Source organism: Sphingomonas sp. P3_C6 (assembly GCF_056402595.1).
Genome location: NZ_JBFUHB010000033.1, coordinates 1 through 18,630, shown reverse-complemented (window position 1 = coordinate 18,630; position 18,630 = coordinate 1). Strand labels below are relative to the sequence as shown.

Genomic DNA, 18,630 nt, shown 5'->3' with positions numbered 1-18,630 from the left:
GGATCGGGGCGATCGGGCGCAATTCGGCAGTGCGTGGCCGGGGAGCGCCCGGACAACGCCGATATACGGCAACTCGGTTTATCTCGACGTGATGCTAGCCAATGGTCGGGCGGCGCGTTGCAGTCGGAAGGGCCCGCCCTCAGACGTCCAGCTGCTTCACCGCCTCGTTCCATGTCTGGATATTGTCCCGCGCCTCCTGCACGAAGGCGGATCGCCGGACTACGCCCAGGAACAGGTCGGCGATCCATTTGCCCGGACGGCGCAGCGGCCGCTCGAACTGGATCAGCAGGACCACGCGCGTGCCGGCCGTGTCGTTCCACACCTCATGACTGTAAGTGTCGTCGAACACCAGAGTCTCGCCCTCCGACCAGCGCACGACGCGGTCGTCCACGCGCATACGGACGTCGCCGTCGCGCGGCACGATCAGTCCGAGATGGCAAGTGATCAGCCCCTTGGTCACGCCGCGGTGATCGGGAATATGCGTGCCCGGCGCCAGGATCGAGAAGAAGGCGCTGTTGAGGTTGGGGACCTGCGCGACGATCGCCGCGGTCTTCGGGCATTGCGCCAGATTGTCCTCGATCGGGTAGCTGTACCCCCACAGGAAGAAGGACCGCCACATGTTCACCGCCGCGATGGCGCGGTGATCCGGGGAGATGGTCGCAAGGCTCGGCGAGGCATCGCCCTGCAGCGCGACCGTGATCGCCTCGTCGCGGATATCGCGCCAATGCTCGCGCAGCAGCGCCGTCCAGGGGAAATCGCGCACGTCGAGCACCGGCTCGTTCGAGACGAGCGACGAGGAGGCGATCAGCCGGTCGAAAAGCCCGCGGAAATGCTTGCCCCATTTGATGATCAGCGGCCGGTTGCGTTCCGCCTCCAGCGTCGGCTTCGGAATGGGAGACCCGGAAATCACGTTGAGATCGGGAATCCGCGCGCTGCGGGTGCTGGCGCGCGTTTCGGGGCGAATCCCGGCCGCCTCGCCCGATTTGCGCCACAAAGCGCCTGCGTCCGGTCTCGTCTCGGCGCTCATCTCGCTACCACACCTCCGTATGCCACAGGCGACGCGCCGGCCCGGAAAAGCCACTTATGCGTCGCGGTCGATCTCTCCCCACAACAAGGGGAAGAGTGAGTCGTTATCGGCCGTCTTGGTCCAAATAGTGGCGATGGCGTGGAGTTTCACGGCAGGTTCAGCTTTGCCACACCAGTGCTGGCCCCGGCCGGATAAGGCCGCTAGGATTACACCCATGCATTTCACACCGCGCGCGCTGCGCCTTTCGCTCATCGCCTCGCTGCTGCTCGGCCTTTCCCCCACGGTCAGTGGCCAGACCGTTCCGGCGGCGGAGGCCGGTTCCAATATCGCGAGCCGTGACGCCTGGCTCTACAAGGGCAGCGACATCGCGCCCGATCCTGCCTGGCGTTTCGGCACGCTGACCAACGGCCTGCGCTATGCGGTGCGCAAGAACGGGGTGCCGCCAGGCCAGGTTTCGGTGCGGGTGCGGATCGATGCCGGCTCGCTGATGGAAAAGGACAGCGAGCTCGGATACGCCCATCTGATCGAGCATCTTTCCTTCCGCGGCTCGGAATTCGTGCCGGACGGCGAGACCAAGCGGGTGTGGCAGCGCCTCGGCGCCACGTTCGGGTCGGACAGCAATGCCCAGACCACGCCGACCCAGACCGTCTACAAGCTCGATCTGCCCAACGCGTCCGAGGCCAGCCTCGACGATGCGCTGAAGATCCTCGCCGGCATGGTCAGCAAGCCCAACATCACGTCCGCGGCGCTGACCGGGGAGCGGCCTGCCGTGCTGGCTGAGCAGCGCGAGCAGCCGGGGCCTCAGGTTCGCCTGTCGGACGCGATGAACAAGGCGTTTTTTGCCGGCCAGCCCTTCGCCGACCGCTCGCCGATCGGCCACACCAAGACGCTCGAGGAAGCCACCGCCGATACGGTCAGGGCCTTTCACGACCGCTGGTACCGGCCCGAGCGTGCCGTGGTGGTGGTGTCGGGCGATCTCGATCCGGCGCTGTTCGAGCGCCTCGTCGCCAAATATTTCGGTGCCTGGCGCGGCACCGGCCCGGCTCCGGCCGAGCCCGATTTCGGCGTGCCGGACCCCAAGCAGCCGACCACCAGCGCAATCGTCGAGCCGGGGCTCCCAACCATGGCGATGATGGCGGTGCTGCGCCCGTGGAAGTTCAACGCCGATACGGTGATCTTCAACCAGAATCGCCTGGTCGACCTGATCGCCCTCGCGGTGATCAACCGCCGGTTGGAAACCCGCGCGCGCGCCGGGGGCAGTTATGTCTCGGCACGGGTCGGCCTCGACGATCCGGCGCGTTCGGCCAATGTCACCTTCGTCCAGGTCGCGCCTGTCGGCGATGATTGGGAAGCGGCGTTGAAGGATGTGCGCGCGGTGATCGCCGACGCCCAGGCAGCGCCGGCCTCCCAGGCGGAGATCGACCGCGAACTGGCCGAGCAGGGTATCGCCTACAAGACGATGGTGGATACTGCCCGCGCGGACGCTGGCAGCAAGCTTGCCGACGACATGGTGCAGGCAGTCGATATCCGCGAAACGACGACCAGCGCCGCCGTCATCCAGAACGTGTTCCTCGACGCACGGCGCAAGGGCATGTTCTCGCCCGCGCGAATCCTCGCCTCGACGAAGAAGATCTTCGAGGGCACGGCAACCCGCGCCCTGGTCAGCGCGCAGAAGCCGGAAGACGGCGCGGCAACCAAGCTCGCGGCCGCGCTCAGCGCCGATGTGAAGGGTGTCGCCGGCATCCGCAGCACCCAGGCCTCGGTCGATTTCTCGAAGCTCCCCAAGCTCGGGCCTCCGGGCAAGGTCGTGAAGCGGCAGAAGATCGCCGAATACGACCTGGAAAAGGTCGAGTTCGCCAATGGCGTGCGGCTGATGGTCTATTCGACCACATCGGAGTCCGACCGCGTCTATGTCCGCGTTCGCTTCGGCGGCGGGTTCAACGCGCTGCCGGCCGATCGTGAATCCCCGGCCTGGGCGGCCGAGTTCGCCCTCATCGCAGGCGGCATCGGAAAGCTGAAACAGGGTGATCTCGACGCGATGTCGGCCGGTCGCCGCATCGGCCTCGACTTCGACGTGGACGATGATGCGTTCCAGCTCGCCGCGATGACGTCGCCGCGCGATCTTGGCGACCAGCTCCGCCTGATGGCGGCGAAGCTCGCCGTGCCGGGCTGGGATCCGAGCCCGCTCGCCCGTGCCAAGACGGCGGTGCTCGCGAATTACGCCGGCCTCGAATCCTCGCCCGACGGGGTGCTCTCGCGCGACCTGGACGGGCTGCTCCGCGCCGGCGATCCGCGCTGGGGCACGCCGACCCGTGACGAGATCCGCGATACCACGCCCGAGGCCTTCCGCGCCTTGTGGGAGCCGCTGCTGGCGACCGGTCCGATCGAGGTCCAGGTGTTCGGTGACATCGGCGTCGACAAGGCGATCGATGCCGTCGCGCGTAGCGTCGGTGCGCTGAAGCCTCGCACGCCCGATACGCGCCCGGTGCCCCCGGTCAATTTCCCCGCGCACAACGCCACGCCGGTGGTTCGCACCCATAATGGGCCTGAGAACCAGGCCGCAGCGGTGATCGCCTGGCCGACCGGCGGCGGAGTCGAGGGTATCTCCGAAAGCCGCCGCCTCGAGGTGCTGGCGGCGATCTTCAGCGACCGGCTGTTCGATCGGCTTCGGTCTGAGGCAGGGGCGAGCTACAGCCCGAACGTGTCGAGCAGCTGGCCGATCGGTCTCCCGAGCGGCGGCCGCCTGATGGCGGTCGGCCAGGTGGCGCCGGCCAACCTTCCGCTGTTCTTCAAGCTCTCGCGTGAAATCGCGGCGGACCTCGTCGCCAATCCGGTGAGCGACGACGAGCTGCGGCGGACGATCGGCCCGATGATCGAGGTGCTCAAGCGCCAGTCGACCGGCAACCAGTTCTGGATGCTCCAGCTGGAAGGCGCGACCTATGACCCGCGCCGCATCGCCGCTTTCGGTCGCGTGCTGACCGACATCGCATCGCTAACCTCCGCCCAGCTCCAGGAAACCGCCCGCAAATATCTGCGGCCGGACACCGACTGGACGATGGAAGTCGTGCCGAAGTCGGCGGCGGGCACGATCGCAGCAGCGAAGTGACCTGAACTCCCGCTCCCAGCGGGAGTGGAAGGGCGAGGGTGAGAGTGAGAGGGAATGCGCCGGATCGCCCTCATCCGGCGCTACGCGCCACCTTCTCCCGCTGGGAGAAGGGAAGTCCGATAGCTTGCTACAAGGTTACCCCTTGTATAGCGCGTCCAGTCTCGGCCCGTAGACCTCCTTCAGCACATGCCGCCGGATCTTCAGCGACGGCGTCAGCTGCTCGTTTTCGATCGTGAAATGCTCGTCGGCCAGGATGAAGCGGCGGATGCGTTCGATCACCGACAGGTCCTTGTTGACCCGCTCGACCGCGGCCCCGATCGCGGTGCGATAACTGCTGTTCTCCGCCAGGCGCGAGAAATCGCACGCGTCGCCGTTCCTGGCGCACCATTCCTGGGTCCATTCGGGATCGGCCACCAGCACCGCGACCATATAAGGCTTGCGATCGCCATAGATCATCGCCTGGACGATCTCGGGCTGCAGCGTCAGCATGCCCTCCACCTTTTGCGGCGCGACATTGTCGCCCTTGTCGTTGACGATGATGTCCTTCTTGCGATCGGTGATCTTGATGCGGCCCTTGTCGTCGATAAGCCCGATATCGCCGGTGTGCAGCCAGCCGTCCTTCAGCACCCGTGCCGTCTCCGCCTCGTTGCGCCAGTAACCGTGCATCACCAGTTCGCCGCGCACCAGGATCTCGCCATCCTCGGCGATCCTCACCTCGGTGTTCTTGAGCGGCGGGCCGACCGTATCCATGCGCAGGCCGACCGAGGGGCGGTTGCACGAGATGACCGGCGCGGCCTCGGTCTGGCCGTAGCCCTGCAGGAAGGTCAGCCCGAGCGACTGGAAGAAGATGCCGACCTCCGGTGTAAGAGGGGCGCCACCCGATACCATCGCCTTGATACGACCGCCGAAGCGCTTCTGGATCTTGGGCTTCAGCGTCGCCTTGAGGAACAGGTTCATCGGCTGGTCGAGCAGCCCAAGTCGCCCTTCATATTCCTTGACGCCGAGCGCCTGGGACCGGTCGAGCAGATAGGAGGAGAATTTGCCCTGCTTCTCGACCGCTTTGGAGATGCGGGTGCGCAGCACCTCGAACAGGCGCGGCACCACGACCATGATGGTCGGGCGTGTCTCCTCGATATTGGAGGCGAGCTTGTCGAGCCCTTCGGCATAATAGATCTGGGCGCCGAGCCCGATCGGGAAATGCTGCCCGCCGCTATGCTCATACGCATGGGAAAGGGGAAGGAAGGACAGGAAAACCTCATCCTCCCAGCCGAAATCCTCGCTGATCACCGTGCAACAGCCATCGACATTATGTAGGATCGCGCCGTGGTGCTGCATCACGCCGCGCGGCGCGCCGCCGGTGCCGCTGGTGTAGATGATGCAGGCGGTGTCCTCGCGCGTCGCCGTGCTGACGATCTGCGACGGGTCGGTCTTGTGATCGGCGATCAGCTTTGACCAGCTATGCACCTCCAGCGCGCCGGACTGGCCAATGCGGATATCCTCGATGCCGATCACGATCTTCGCCTCGGACGCGCGGATCGCCGCCGGGAGCAGCGTCTTGGCCAGCTTCGCGGTCGAGACGATCACCGCCTTCGCACCCGAATTCTCGATGATGTGCGTGTGGTCGCGCTCGGTATTGGTGGTGTAGGTCGGCACGGTGATGCAGCCGGCCGCCATGATGGCGAGGTCGCTGATGCACCATTCGGGGCGGTTCTCCGCGACCAGCATCACGCGGTCGCCGGGCTCCAGCCCGATCGCCTTCAGCGCCGTCGCCAGGCTCGCGACCTTGTCGGCTGTCTCGCGCCAGCTGGTCGGCACCCATTTGCTGCCGGCCTTGTGCCACAGAAAGGGCTTGTCGCCCTTTTCCCGCGCCCGCGCGAAGAACATCGTGACGAGGTTGGGGAAGTGTTCGAGCGTTCGCATGGTCTCTCCCGGGGAGGGGCGCGCCGTGTTCGGCTGCGCTGGTTTCTTCTACTCGCTCAGCGCGGTGCCGACACTCCGCGGATCGGCCGCGCCGACCCAGCCCTTGGCCGTCCGCTCGGCCGCGTTCGCCTTGAGCCCAAGGCTCGATATCACGACCTGGTGGCCAAGCTTCTCGAGCGGCTCCTTCATCGGTTCGAGCGAGGTGCCCTTTTCGAGGATCAACGTCCGGCCGCTGAAATAGATCAGTCCCTGGCCGATCGATTCCTGCGCGCTCATGCCCCAGTCGATATGGGCGATCAGCGCCTTGGCGACCTGCATGATGATGGTCTTGCCGCCGGCCGCGCCGACGGTGAACACCGGCCTGCCCTTGGCGTCATAGACGATGGTCGGCGCCATCGACGACAGCGGTCGCTTGCCGCCCTCGACCCGGTTGGCGACCGGCGCGCCGTTCTTCTCGGGCGCGAGAGTGAAGTCGGTCAGCTCGTTGTTGAGGATATAGCCGTTTGCCATCAACTGGCTGCCGAACGGCCCTTCGACGGTCGAGGTCATGCCGACGACGTCGCCTGCCTTGTCGATCGCGATGAAATGCGTCGTGCCGTGAACCTCGTTCTGCACCGCGGCGGTGCGCGCCTGCGCACCCGGCGGGGTGCCCGCGTCATAGGAGGGCAGGGTGGCGGTGGTCGAGATCAGCTTCGACCGCTGGTCGAGATAGGCCGGGTCGATCAGTCCCTTCACCGGCACCTGCACGAAATCCGCGTCGCCGAGATATTTCTCGCGGTCGGCATAGGCCAGTTCCATCGCCTCGCCGATCAGATGCCATGCGACTGGCGATTTCGGCCCGAGCTTCTTCATGTCGAACCGTTTCAGCATGCCGAGAATCTCGAGCACCGTCACCGCGCCGGAGGACGGCGGCGCCATCCCGCAAATCTTGTAGCTGCGATAGAAGCCGCACACGGGTGCCCGTTCCTTCGCCTGATAGGCAGCCAGGTCGGCGCCGGTCATGTCGCTGGTGTTGATCGTGGTACCGGTCGCGGCGGCGACGATCGCCCTGGCATTGTCGCCGGTATAGAATGCGTCAGGGCCTTCATCGGCGATCCGGCGCAGGATCGCGGCAAGCGCCGGGTTCTTCAGCGTGGTGCCGATCGCGGGCGTCTGTCCATCGACCGTGTACTGCTTCGCGATCTCGGGGAAGTTGCTCCAGATGCGCGACATGCCCGCGATGCGGTCGTTCAGCGGCCTGGTGACCTGATAGCCCTCCTCGGCCAGCTTGATCGCCGGCGCGAACAACGTCTTCCACGGCAGCTTGCCCCATTTCTTGTGGGTCAGCGCCATCAGCCGGATATTGCCGGGCACGCCGATCGACTTGCCGCCCTGGAACGCCTGGCTGAACGGCATCGGCTTGCCATCGGCATCGAGGAAGCGCTGCGGCGTCGCGGCGGCGGGTGCGGTCTCGCGGCCGTCGATCGTTTCCATCCTGCCGGTCTTGCCGTCGTTATGGACCAGGAAGCCGCCGCCGCCGATACCGCTCGATTGCGGCTCCACCACGGTCAGCGCCAGCATCATCGCCATCGCGGCATCGGCCGCGCTTCCCCCCTCGCGCAGGATCTGCCGGCCCGCCTCGGTCGCGCGCGGATCCGCCGAGGTGACGACCCCCTGGGCGGAGGCAATGGGAGAATAGACGAGGATGACGAGCGCGAGCAGGAGCTTCTTCATAGGCCCACCGTGGTAGCGGGGGCGGGCGCTACGTCAACCAGCCCCGACCGCGTCGGCGACATGATCATACCCATCCTGTCTCAGCAGGCGGGACAGGCCGCGCGCGATACGGCCCGGCAGGCCGGGACCTTCGTAGACAAGAGCGCTGTAGAGCTGGATCAGGCTCGCCCCGGCGCGGATACGGGCATAGGCCTCCTCGGCGCTGCCGATTCCGCCGGCGGAGATCAGCGGCATCGCGCCACCGGTCGCCTTGCGGAAATCGGCCAGGCGCTGCCGCGCCAGTCCGGCGAGCGGTGCGCCGGAAAGGCCACCGGTCTCGGCACCGTGCGACGATGTCAGGCCCGGCCGCGAGATGGTCGTGTTGCTGACGATCAGCCCGTCGATATGATGCTCGATCGCCGCCCGGGCGATCCCGTCGATCGCGGCCGGATCGAGGTCGGGTGCTACCTTCAGGAACAGGGGTGGGCGCTGGATCGGCAGTCGCCGCGCCTCGTCGGCGGCGGCGAGCAGTTCGGCCAGCGCCGCGCCGTGCTGCAGGTCGCGCAGGCCGGGCGTATTGGGCGAGCTGATGTTGATCGTGACATAATCGGCGACCTGCGCCGCTTTCTCCACGCCGTGCCGGTAATCGGCGATGCGGTCGGTCGCATCCTTGTTGGCGCCGACATTGATGCCGAGCACACCGCGCCGCTTCGCCGCGACGGCGCGGGGCAGGGCAGCCTCCAGCCCGCCATTGTTGAAGCCCATGCGGTTGATCACCGCGCGGTCCTCGACCAGGCGGAACAGGCGGGGCTTCGGATTGCCAGGCTGCGGCACCGGGGTCAGCGTACCGATCTCGACCGAGCCGAAGCCAAGGCCGAAAAATCCGTCGATCGCCCGGCCATCCTTGTCGACCCCCGCGGCAAGGCCGATCGGGTTGGCGAAATCCACGCCCGCGACGGTCGTGCGCAGGCGAGAATCGCCCGTGCCGGCGGCCAGCGGCGTGCCGGCCCGGCCCCAGGCCTCGAGCATCGCGACGGTCAGTCCGTGCGCGCGCTCGGCTTCGATGCTGAACAGGGCGGAGCGGATAAGGGGGAAGATCATCTGACCGCTTTGGCATCCCCTGGGCGATGGGTCAAAAATCACCCTAACCTGCGATAAGATTGCGACGAATATGACCGATTTGGCGCTTTCGTCCAATACGGCCGATCCGGGCGCTGCTTAAACAAACCTGCGACCCGAAGAGCTCCCAACAGGGGTCTCTTTCACTAGGCCCGGCCAGCTTGCTGGCCGGGCCTCTTTTCATTGGTCGCAGGGCGGAGTAATGTCGCTTCTGTACAAAAACAGGGGCGTGTACAGTGCCTGACATACAGCTCGACTATGCCGTCCCGGCTGCTGACTTGGCAGAGTACATCACTCTTTTCTATCACTTCCGTGCGGATGTTCCGATATTCGAGGACACCGAGCGCGCTGACCATGCCCAGTTGCGCTTTCGTCTTTCGCCTGGGCGGTCGGACTATAAATTCCCCGACGGCACGCTGCAGGAGGCGACGGAGAACCATGTCGTCGGCCCGACCAGCGGTGCGATGGGTGTCCGTTGCGAGGGGCCGGTCCTGGTCCTGGGCATGGGCCTTACTGCGACCGGCTGGGCCGCGCTGATCGGCAACGATGCGTCGAGCATGCTCAACCGGGTGATCGACGCGAGCGATCTGTTCGGTGGGCCGAGGATGCGTGCCACCGCCAACGCCCTGCGTGCAGCGCCCGACATCCCCGCCCGTGTCACGATCGCCGAGCAGCTTATCCGCGACTTGGTGCGGGGGTGCGACCGGGGTGCGGTCATTTTCGTGCGGCATGTCGACACATGGCTCGCAGGCAATCCTTCGCCCGACATGGAGGAACTGATCACGGCGACCCAGCTTTCCCGTCGCCAGGTCGAGCGCAAGTGCAAGGCGCTGTACGGCGCACCGCCCAAGCTGCTCGCGCGCAAATATCGTGCGTTGCGGGCGGCGGTGGCATTGGTCTCGGAGAGCCAGACGATCGACGACCTCATCGCGCGCGGTTTCTACGACCAGTCTCACTTGATCCGGGAGGTGAAGCAGTTCACTGGCCACACCCCGCGCCAGATCAAGGCTGAACCAAGCCTGTTGGCGCAGCTGACGATCAGCCAGCGCGTCGCGCTGGGTGGTCAGGTAAGTCCCCTGATCAGTGATACCTGAACGACCCTCCCGACACGGGGAGGAATAGGGTTGACCTCGGCCCCTCAGGCTACCACATGTCCAATCGGAACGAATCAATCCGATTGGACCAGATGCGCCTTTCCAGCCTTGCAGATTATGCGGTCGTGATGATGACCGCCGCGGCACGCCATTGCGGCGGCGCGGCACGTCTGAACGCGACCCTGCTGGCGGAGGAAACCGGCCTGCCGCTGCCGACCGTGCAGAAGCTGGTCAGCCGTCTGTCGTCCGCCGGCCTGATCGAGAGCGCGCGCGGCACCGGCGGAGGCTTTCGTCTCGCGCGTCCGGCCGCGGCGATCACTTTGGCCGATATCGTCGAGGCGATCGAAGGCCCGATCGCGATGACCGCCTGTGTCGAAAATGGCAGCCATGATTGCTGCATCGAGGAGAATTGCCGCGTGAAGCCGCACTGGAATGCCGTCAACGGCGCCGTGAAGGGCGCGCTCGCGGGCGTATCGCTCGCCAGCCTGTCGCAGGTGCCGGCATAATGGCCACCAAGAACGCCGAAGCACATGCCGCCGCGAACAAGACGTACGAATGGGGTTTCCATTCGGACATCGAGCAGGAATTCGCGCCCAAGGGCCTGAGCGAGGACACGGTCCGCTTCATCTCGGCCAAGAAGAACGAGCCGGAATGGATGCTCGACTGGCGGCTCAAGGCCTATCGCCTGTGGCTGACCATGACGCCGCCCGACTGGGCCAAGCTCAACGTGCCGCCGATCGACTACCAGGACGCTTATTATTACGCCGAGCCCAAGGCGAAGCCGAAGCTCGGCAGCCTGGACGAGGTCGATCCCGAGATCCTGCGTGTCTACGAAAAGCTCGGCATCCCGATCGAGGAGCAGAAGATGCTCGCCGGGGTCGAGGGCGCGCGCAAGGTCGCGGTCGATGCCGTGTTCGACAGCGTCTCCGTCGCGACGACCTTCCGCAAGGAGCTCGAAGCCGCGGGCGTGATCTTCCGGTCGATCAGCGAGGCGATCAAGGAATATCCCGATCTCGTGCGCAAATGGCTGGGCAAGGTCGTGCCGCAGCACGACAATTATTTTGCGGCGTTGAACTGCGCTGTCTTCTCCGACGGGACCTTCGTCTACATCCCGGAGGGCGTGCGCTGCCCGATGGAGCTGTCGACCTATTTCCGTATCAACGCCGAGAATACCGGCCAATTCGAACGCACGCTGATCGTCGCCGACAAGGGCTCCTATGTGAGCTACCTGGAAGGCTGCACGGCCCCGATGCGCGACGAGAACCAGCTTCACGCCGCCGTGGTCGAGCTGGTCGCGCTCGACGATGCCGAGATCAAATATTCCACCGTGCAGAACTGGTACCCGGGCGACGAGAACGGCAAGGGCGGCATCTATAATTTCGTCACCAAGCGCGCGCTCTGCCAGGGGAAGAACTCCAAGGTCAGCTGGACCCAGGTCGAGACCGGCAGCGCGATCACCTGGAAGTACCCGAGCTGCGTGCTAGCGGGCGAGAACAGCGTCGGCGAATTCTATTCGGTCGCCGTCACCAACAACTGCCAGCAGGCCGACACCGGCACCAAGATGATCCATCTCGGCAAGGGCAGCCGATCGACCATCGTGTCGAAGGGCATCAGCGCCGGGCGTAGCGACAACACCTATCGCGGCCTGGTGCGCGTCGCGCCGACTGCAGAGGGCGTGCGCAACTTCACCCAGTGCGACAGCCTTTTGCTGAGCGATCAGTGCGGCGCCCACACCGTACCCTATATCGAGGTGCGCAACCCCTCGGCGCAGATCGAGCATGAGGCGACCACGTCGAAGATCAGCGAAGACCAGATGTTCTACGCGATGCAGCGCGGCCTCGATGCCGAAGCAGCGGTGGCGCTGATCGTCAACGGCTTTGCGCGCGAGGTGCTGCAGCAGCTTCCGATGGAGTTCGCGGTCGAGGCGCAGAAGCTGCTGGGGATCTCGCTTGAGGGGAGCGTTGGGTGATCGATCACCATCGTCATGCCGGACTTGTTCCGGCATCCATCGTGCCGCGGGCGATGGCAGCGCGGGCTGAGGGATGGACCCCAGAACAAGTCCGGGGTGACGCGTCGTGAAGTACGATCGTCGGTATGATTTGAAGGTAAGCTGATTTAACTATGCTTAAGATCGAAAACCTCCACGCCGAAATCGACGGCAAGGAAATCCTCAAGGGCCTCTCGCTCAGCGTGAACGCGGGCGAAGTGCATGCGATCATGGGCCCGAATGGTGCCGGCAAGTCGACGCTCGGCTATGTGCTCGGCGGGCGTCCAGGCTACGAGGTCACCTCCGGCGCCGTCAGCTTCGCGGGTGAGGACCTGCTGGAAATGGCGCCGCATGAGCGCGCCGCCGCCGGACTGTTCCTCGGCTTCCAATATCCGGTCGAGATCCCCGGCGTCTCCAACGTCCAGTTCCTGCGCGAGGCACTCAACGCCCAGCGCAAGGTGCGCGGCGAGGCCCCGCTGTCGGGTGGCGAGTTCCTGAAGCTCGCCCGTGCCCAGGCCGATCTTCTGTCGATGGACCAGGAAATGCTCAAGCGTCCGGTCAATGTCGGCTTCTCCGGCGGCGAGAAGAAGCGCAACGAGATGGTCCAGATGGGCATCATCGGCCCGAAGCTGGCGATCCTCGACGAGACGGACTCCGGCCTCGACATCGATGCGCTGCGCGTCGTCGGCGACGGCATCAACCGCATCATGCGCGCGCCCGACAAGGCGGTGCTGCTGATCACCCATTACCAGCGGCTGCTCGACTATGTGAAGCCGGACTTCGTGCATGTGCTGGCCGACGGCCGCATCGTGCGCTCCGGCGGGGCGGAATTAGCGCTGGAACTGGAGCGCGAAGGTTACGGAGCGCTGGCGGCGTGAGCGGTCTCTACCACCGTCATGCCGGACTTGTTCCGGCATCCATCGGGCCTCGTACACTCCGGTTTGAGATGGCGCGCGCGTTACCATGCTGTGCGTTTGCGGAAGCTTGGACCCCGGAACAAGTCCGGGGTGACGGAGAATGAGTGTGGCCGCGCTCGCCCTTCCCACGCGCCGCGACGAGGCGTGGCGCTATAGCGATCTCGATGCGGTTGCCACCGTCTGGCCGATCGCCGGACCCGAAGTGATCCATGTCGCCGCCGGCGAGGAAATCAGCCGTGTCGTCGTGCAGGATGCGCCCGCTGACGCCGTCGCGATCCGCGACTATGCCGTCACCCTCGAAGCCGGCGCCCGCGCGACCTTTCACATCCTCAACACCGGCGGCAAGCTCGGCCGCATCGCGATCGACGTAACCCTGCACGATGGTGCGCATTTCGAGCTGGGCGGCGCGATCCTTGGCGGTGACCAGCAGACGCTGGAGATCGTGACGACGATGCGCCACATCGAGCCGAACGCGACCAGCAACCAGGTCGTGCGGTCGGTGTTGGGTGGCCGGGCGACGGGCAGCTATCTCGGCAAGGTCGCTGTCGCGCGCCACGCGCAGAAGACCGACGCGAGTCAGTCGGTCAAGGCGATGCTGCTGACCCGCACCGCAACCGCCAATGCCAAGCCCGAGCTGGAGATATACGCCGACGACGTGAAGTGCGCGCATGGTGCGACCGTGGGCGAACTCGACGCGATGGCGCTCTTCTACCTCGCCAGCCGCGGCATCGCCCCGGCCGAAGCGAAGGCGCTGCTGTTGCGCGCGTTCATCGGATCGGTGTTCGACGACGTTGCCGATGCGGGCGAGCGCGAGGCGCTTGAAGCGGCCGCGCAGGCTGCGCTGGAGCGGATGCTGGAGTCCCCCTCCCGCTTGCGGGAGGGGTTAGGGGAGGGCCTGTCTCAATGACCGATCTTGCCCTTTCCGGACAGGCCCTCCCCCGACCCCTCCCGCTTGCGGGAGGGGAGCAGATTCGCCCCCTCGACGTGCTCGCGGACTTCCCCGCCATCCCGCAAGGCTGGGCCTATCTCGACACCGCCGCCACGGCGCAAAAACCGCAGCCGGTGATCGACGCCATCAACCGCGGCTATGCCGAGACCTACGCGACCGTCCATCGCGGCGTGTATCAGCGCTCGGCCGACATGACGCTCGCCTATGAGGCTGCCCGCAGGAAAGTGGCCCGCTTCATCGGCGCGGGCAGCGCCGACGAGATCGTCTTCGTGCGCGGCGCTACCGAGGGCATCAATCTCGTCGCGCAGTGCTGGGCGCGCGAGCAGTTGAAGGCGGGCGACCGCATCCTGCTTTCCACGCTGGAGCATCATTCCAACATCGTGCCGTGGCAGATGGCGGCCGAACGCGTCGGCGCGGAAATCGATGTGATTCCGCTGACCGCCGATCACCGTATCGATCTCGACGCGATGGCCGCGATGATCACGCCCGCACACAAGCTGGTCGCGCTCGCCCATGTCTCGAACGTGCTCGGCTCGGTGCTCGACGCCAGGCGCGCCGCCGATATCGCCCATTCGGTGGGCGCGAAGATCCTGCTCGACGGCTGCCAGGCGGTACCGCGCATGGTCGTCGATGTCGCGGCGCTGGATTGCGACTTCTACGTGTTTTCCGGCCACAAGCTCTATGGCCCGACCGGCATTGGCGTGCTCTGGGCCCGGCCCGAACTGCTCGAAGCGATGCCGCCCTATCAGGGTGGCGGCTCGATGATCGACCGGGTTACCTTCGCCAAAACGACGTATGCACCCCCGCCGGGACGGTTCGAGGCGGGCACGCCGCATATCGTCGGCGCACTCGGCCTGCATGCGGCGATCGACTATGTCGAGCGCATCGGCCTCGACGCGATCCACGCGCACGAGACGGCTTTGGTCGCGAAGACGCGCGAGGCGCTGTCGCAGATCAACTCGGTCACGCTCTACGGCCCCGAAGATTCCGCCGGCATCGTCAGTTTCTCGATCCAGGGGGTGCATCCGCATGACATCGGCACCATCTTGGATGAGGAACGCGTGGCGATCCGGGCGGGGCACCACTGCGCACAGCCTTTGATGGAGACTCTGGGCATCCCGGCGACCGCCCGGGCAAGCTTTGGCGTCTATAATGGCGCGGCGGACGTGGATGCGCTGGTGCGCGGGATCGAACGGGTAACACGGATTTTCGGGTAGGGTTCGCATGAACGAAGAGCGCAAGATCATTGTGGAAGAAGTCGACGCGGTCGAAGCGCCGCCGAAGGCGCGCGTCGAGGGCGGCGTGACGGAGACGTTCGAGCGCAAGCGCGACTATCTGGAAGGCTTTCTCGCCCAGAAACCGCAGCCGCTGACCGAGGGTGAGCCGGGCGGGGCGCTGTATGAGGCGGTGGTCGAGGCGCTCAAGGAAATCTACGATCCGGAAATCCCGGTGAACATCTACGATCTCGGCCTGATCTACGGCGTCGAGGTGACGGATGAGGGCCATGCCTCGGTGACGATGACGCTCACCACGCCGCATTGCCCGGTCGCCGAATCCATGCCGGCCGAGGTCGAGCTGCGCGTCGGCTCGGTGCCGGGCGTCGGTACGGCCGACGTCAACCTCGTCTGGGATCCGCCATGGGATCCGCAGAAGATGTCGGACGACGCCAAGCTTGAGCTTGGGATGTTATGATTTTTTACTCCCCTCCCGCTTGCGGGGGGAGGAAGAAGGAAGAAGATGGCAACTACCGCACGCGTGCGCCCAGCGGCGCTGATCCTGACCCCGACCGCCGAAGCGCGGATCGCCGACCTGATGGACAAGGCCCCGGAGGGCGCGATCGGCGTGAAGCTCTCGACGCCGAAGCGCGGCTGCTCCGGCCTCGCTTATTCGGTCGATTACGTCACTGAAGCCAAGCCGTTCGACGAACGCATCGACACGCCCGGCGGCACGCTGTTCGTTGACGGCGGATCGATCCTCTACCTGATCGGATCGACCATGAACTGGGTCGAGGATGATTTCACCGCCGGCTTCGTCTTCCAGAACCCCAACGCCAAGGGCGCATGCGGCTGCGGGGAGAGCTTTACCGTCTAGGCGTACCTCCCGACCACCGTTCGAAACGAACGGAGGTCGTAAGTTCGCTCAACGCGATTCAGGCATCAGCCAGGGCGCTTCTTCAACAATGCCGTCCTGAGGCAAGAGCACACCTCCTCATCCCGCTGGTTCAGCATCCGGTGGCGGAACGTCACCAACCCGGCATCGGGCCGCGATTTGCTGTCGCGCAGCTCTACCACCTCGGTCTCCCCGCGCAGCGTATCTCCGATAAACACGGGTTTCGGCATGACCAGCTTGTCGTAGCCGAGGTTCGCGACCAGCGTGCCGAGTGTCGTGTCACCCACCGACACTCCGACCATCAGCGCAAACGTGAAAGTCCCGTTGACGACGATCCGCCCGAACTCGGTGGCGCCGGCATATTCGGCGTCAAGGTGAAGCGGCTGCGGATTATGGGTGAGCGTGGACATCAACAGATTGTCAGTCTCGGTCACCGTCCGGCGGATCTCATGGACGATCCGGTCGCCGACCTGCCACTCGTCGTAGAACCGACCGGCCATCAGCCCATGCCTCCCAGCGACCGCCCCGCGGTCCAGCCCCCATCGGCCGGCAGCACGACACCCGAGACATAACGCGCATAGTCGGAGGCAAGGAACAGGCAGACATCGGCGACATCGTCGACTGTGCCCATCCGCCCGAGCGGCACCGACTTCGCCGACTTGGCCTTGGCCTCGGGCGTGGGCGCGAGGCGCTCCATGCCTTCGGTCCCGGCGATCGGCCCCGGCGAGACGGAATTCACCCGCACGCCCTCAGGCCCCCATTCGATCGCCAGCGTCTTGGTGATCATGTCGACCCCGGCCTTGGCCGCGCAGACATGCACCTGGAACGGCGTAGCGATGAACGCCTGGGGCGCAGAAATGTTGATGATGCTCGCGCCCGGCTTGGTCAGATGCTCGTACGCGGCGCGCATGACATGGAAAGTGCCGAGCGTGTCGATCTCGGTAACGGCCTTGAACCCGTTCGAACTGAGCATCGCCGCCGCGACGGGGAAATTCCCCGCTGCACCCGACACCAACACGTCGATCGTGCCGCGTTGCGCGCGGAAATCGTCGATCGCCGCCTTCACCGCATCATAGTCGCGCACGTCGAGGCTGTAGCCGAGCGCCGGCGTGTTCTCCGAAAGTGCCGCCACCGCAGCGTCGACCTTGTCCTGGCTCCGGCTCGCGACGCCGAGCTTCGCGCCGCGTCGCGCAAAGGACTTGGCGATGCCCAGGTTGATGCCACTGGTCCCGCCAAATACCATCACGGTCTTGCCGGTGAAATCGAAGCCGTCGGCCATATCCATCCCCTTTTTGTCGCTCAGAGCTTCAACTTGAACCCGGCATGGCTCTTCTTCCAGCCCGTCTTGTCATAGAAGCGATGCGCATCGGTCCGATCATCTGCCGGCGGAAGGCGAGATCGCTCATGCCGGCCGCTCGATCCGCGCCAGAACCGCGCCTTCGCTGACCTGCCCACCGGTCTCGGCGCTCAACTCCGCCACGATTCCGTCGAACGGCGCGATGAGGCTGTGCTCCATCTTCATGGCTTCGAGAGTGAGCAGCTTCTGGCCCTTGGTGACGGCATCGCCAGCCGCGACCTCGACCGCGATGACACGGCCCGGCATGGGGGATAGGATCGCGCCGTCGGCTGCCGCGCCTGCGGCGCCCGCACCTTCGTCACGATATGGCCGGGTCTCGAACGCTGCGCCATTCTCGAACAGCGTGGTCGACTGCCCGATCTGCACATAGCCGGGATGATCGTCGAAATAGGAACTGCGTCCCCATTCGCCGATATAGTCGACCTGTGTGGCGCGGCCATCGACGGCCAGCCTTACACGACGATTGGCCGGAGCATTCAGCCGGAAGCCAAGCATTCCACGCAACCGGTCGAAATCCGGATCGCCGACTTGGCCGCGGACGAAGTCATCATGGAATATTGCCTGATCGGCTGCCGCTTGAAGCAACGCCGGTCCCGGCTCCGGCACACTTGTGAGTCCCTCCGCGTGATCGCCGATAAAGCCGGTTGTCACCTCGCCAGCCTTAAAAGCCGGCTCCTTCAGCAATCGTGCAAGGAACCAGGCATTGGTCTTTACTGGTTCGCACATCACGTGCGCGCAGCCATCGGCAAGCTCGCTCAAGGCTTGGTCGCGCGTTTCGGCATGGGCAACGAGCTTTGCGATCATCGGGTCGTAGAATGGGGAGATCGCGTCGCCTTCTTCGACTCCGGTTTCGATCCGCAGGTCTTGCGGCAGCCATAGATAATCGAGCGGGCCGGTGGATGGGAGGAATCCGGTCGCAGGGTTCTCGGCATAGAGCCGCGCCTCCATCGCCCAGCCATTGATGGCCAACTCATCCTGCCGCTTCGGCAACGCCTCGCCCGAGGCCACCCGCAACTGCCACTCGACCAGATCCTGGCCGGTGATCTCTTCGGTCACCGGATGCTCGACCTGAAGGCGGGTGTTCATCTCCATGAACCAGATGCGGTCGGCGCGCAGGCCCTCGCTCGCATCGGCGATGAACTCGATGGTGCCGGCGCCGACATAGTCGACGGCCTGCGCCGCTTTCACCGCTGCGGCGCAGATCGCCTCCCGCGTCGTCTCGTCCATGCCGGGGGCAGGGGCTTCCTCGATCACCTTCTGGTGGCGGCGCTGGAGCGAGCAGTCGCGCTCGAACAGGTGGACGACATTGCCATGGCTGTCGCCGAAGACGACATTGCCATGGCTGTCGCCGAA

16 protein-coding genes are annotated in these 18,630 nt (G+C 65.5%); 9 read left to right on the top strand and 7 right to left on the bottom strand.

Going from position 1 to position 18,630, the window contains the following annotated elements; genetic code table 11:
- Positions 1 to 139 precede the first annotated feature (139 nt).
- Positions 140 to 1,027 carry an aspartyl/asparaginyl beta-hydroxylase domain-containing protein gene (locus AC1DT7_RS21460; protein WP_478038215.1) on the bottom strand — a complete coding sequence of 296 codons (888 nt, stop codon included), beginning with the start codon at positions 1,025 to 1,027 and terminating at the stop codon, positions 140 to 142.
- A gap of 214 nt (positions 1,028 to 1,241) precedes the next feature.
- Here AC1DT7_RS21460 and AC1DT7_RS21455 point away from each other — a divergent pair, with 214 nt between their 5' ends.
- On the top strand, positions 1,242 to 4,133 hold the full coding sequence (locus AC1DT7_RS21455) for a M16 family metallopeptidase (RefSeq protein WP_478038214.1): 2,892 nt from the start codon (positions 1,242 to 1,244) through the stop codon (positions 4,131 to 4,133).
- 135 nt (positions 4,134 to 4,268) lie between these two features.
- On the opposite strand, the gene AC1DT7_RS21450 is transcribed toward AC1DT7_RS21455, so the two are convergent.
- From AC1DT7_RS21450 to AC1DT7_RS21440, 3 genes are read right to left on the bottom strand one after another with little or no spacing between them, the layout of a single operon-like run.
- Positions 4,269 to 6,053 carry an AMP-dependent synthetase/ligase gene (locus AC1DT7_RS21450; protein WP_478038213.1) on the bottom strand — a complete coding sequence of 595 codons (1,785 nt, stop codon included), beginning with the start codon at positions 6,051 to 6,053 and terminating at the stop codon, positions 4,269 to 4,271.
- Positions 6,054 to 6,101: 48 nt separating this feature from the next.
- Complete coding sequence (gene ggt / locus AC1DT7_RS21445; RefSeq protein ID WP_478038212.1) at positions 6,102 to 7,766, bottom strand: gamma-glutamyltransferase; 1,665 nt, start codon at positions 7,764 to 7,766, stop codon at positions 6,102 to 6,104.
- A gap of 33 nt (positions 7,767 to 7,799) precedes the next feature.
- Complete coding sequence (locus AC1DT7_RS21440; protein WP_478038211.1) at positions 7,800 to 8,846, bottom strand: quinone-dependent dihydroorotate dehydrogenase; 1,047 nt, start codon at positions 8,844 to 8,846, stop codon at positions 7,800 to 7,802.
- 254 nt (positions 8,847 to 9,100) lie between these two features.
- Between AC1DT7_RS21440 and AC1DT7_RS21435 the strand changes: the two genes are divergently transcribed.
- The 8 genes from AC1DT7_RS21435 to AC1DT7_RS21400 all read left to right on the top strand — a co-directional run bounded on the left by AC1DT7_RS21435 (position 9,101) and on the right by AC1DT7_RS21400 (position 15,902).
- Positions 9,101 to 9,958 carry a helix-turn-helix domain-containing protein gene (locus AC1DT7_RS21435; RefSeq protein WP_478038210.1) on the top strand — a complete coding sequence of 286 codons (858 nt, stop codon included), beginning with the start codon at positions 9,101 to 9,103 and terminating at the stop codon, positions 9,956 to 9,958.
- 92 nt (positions 9,959 to 10,050) lie between these two features.
- Positions 10,051 to 10,464, top strand: a complete 414-nt coding sequence (locus AC1DT7_RS21430; protein WP_478038209.1) for an SUF system Fe-S cluster assembly regulator — start codon at positions 10,051 to 10,053, stop codon at positions 10,462 to 10,464.
- The gene (gene sufB / locus AC1DT7_RS21425) at positions 10,464 to 11,927 is read left to right on the top strand and encodes a Fe-S cluster assembly protein SufB (protein ID WP_478038208.1); all 1,464 of its coding nucleotides are present in this window, start codon (positions 10,464 to 10,466) and stop codon (positions 11,925 to 11,927) included. The genes AC1DT7_RS21430 and sufB overlap by 1 nt, the downstream gene beginning before the upstream one ends.
- Positions 11,928 to 12,079: 152 nt before the next feature.
- The gene (gene sufC / locus AC1DT7_RS21420) at positions 12,080 to 12,823 is read left to right on the top strand and encodes a Fe-S cluster assembly ATPase SufC (RefSeq protein WP_478038207.1); all 744 of its coding nucleotides are present in this window, start codon (positions 12,080 to 12,082) and stop codon (positions 12,821 to 12,823) included.
- A gap of 145 nt (positions 12,824 to 12,968) precedes the next feature.
- Complete coding sequence (locus AC1DT7_RS21415; protein ID WP_478038247.1) at positions 12,969 to 13,769, top strand: SufD family Fe-S cluster assembly protein; 801 nt, start codon at positions 12,969 to 12,971, stop codon at positions 13,767 to 13,769.
- A complete protein-coding gene (locus AC1DT7_RS21410) occupies positions 13,766 to 15,028 on the top strand; it encodes an aminotransferase class V-fold PLP-dependent enzyme (RefSeq protein WP_478038206.1) in 1,263 nt (420 codons plus the stop codon). Before AC1DT7_RS21415 ends, AC1DT7_RS21410 begins: the two co-directional genes overlap by 4 nt.
- Positions 15,029 to 15,035: 7 nt before the next feature.
- The gene (locus tag AC1DT7_RS21405) at positions 15,036 to 15,503 is read left to right on the top strand and encodes an SUF system Fe-S cluster assembly protein (RefSeq protein WP_478038205.1); all 468 of its coding nucleotides are present in this window, start codon (positions 15,036 to 15,038) and stop codon (positions 15,501 to 15,503) included.
- Positions 15,504 to 15,548: 45 nt separating this feature from the next.
- Positions 15,549 to 15,902 (top strand): HesB/IscA family protein, encoded by a 354-nt coding sequence (locus AC1DT7_RS21400; RefSeq protein WP_478038204.1) that lies wholly within the window; start codon positions 15,549 to 15,551, stop codon positions 15,900 to 15,902.
- 65 nt (positions 15,903 to 15,967) lie between these two features.
- Here AC1DT7_RS21400 and AC1DT7_RS21395 read toward each other — a convergent pair whose 3' ends face one another.
- The 3 genes from AC1DT7_RS21395 to AC1DT7_RS21385 all read right to left on the bottom strand — a co-directional run.
- Entirely contained in the window at positions 15,968 to 16,420 is a 453-nt protein-coding gene (locus AC1DT7_RS21395) for a MaoC family dehydratase (RefSeq protein WP_478038203.1), read from the bottom strand.
- Positions 16,420 to 17,199 (bottom strand): SDR family oxidoreductase, encoded by a 780-nt coding sequence (locus AC1DT7_RS21390; protein WP_478038202.1) that lies wholly within the window; start codon positions 17,197 to 17,199, stop codon positions 16,420 to 16,422. The genes AC1DT7_RS21395 and AC1DT7_RS21390 overlap by 1 nt, the downstream gene beginning before the upstream one ends.
- Before the next feature lie 123 nt (positions 17,200 to 17,322).
- Positions 17,323 to 18,630 (bottom strand): ATP-binding protein (locus AC1DT7_RS21385; protein ID WP_478038201.1); only part of this gene is annotated, 1,308 nt, incomplete at its 5' end.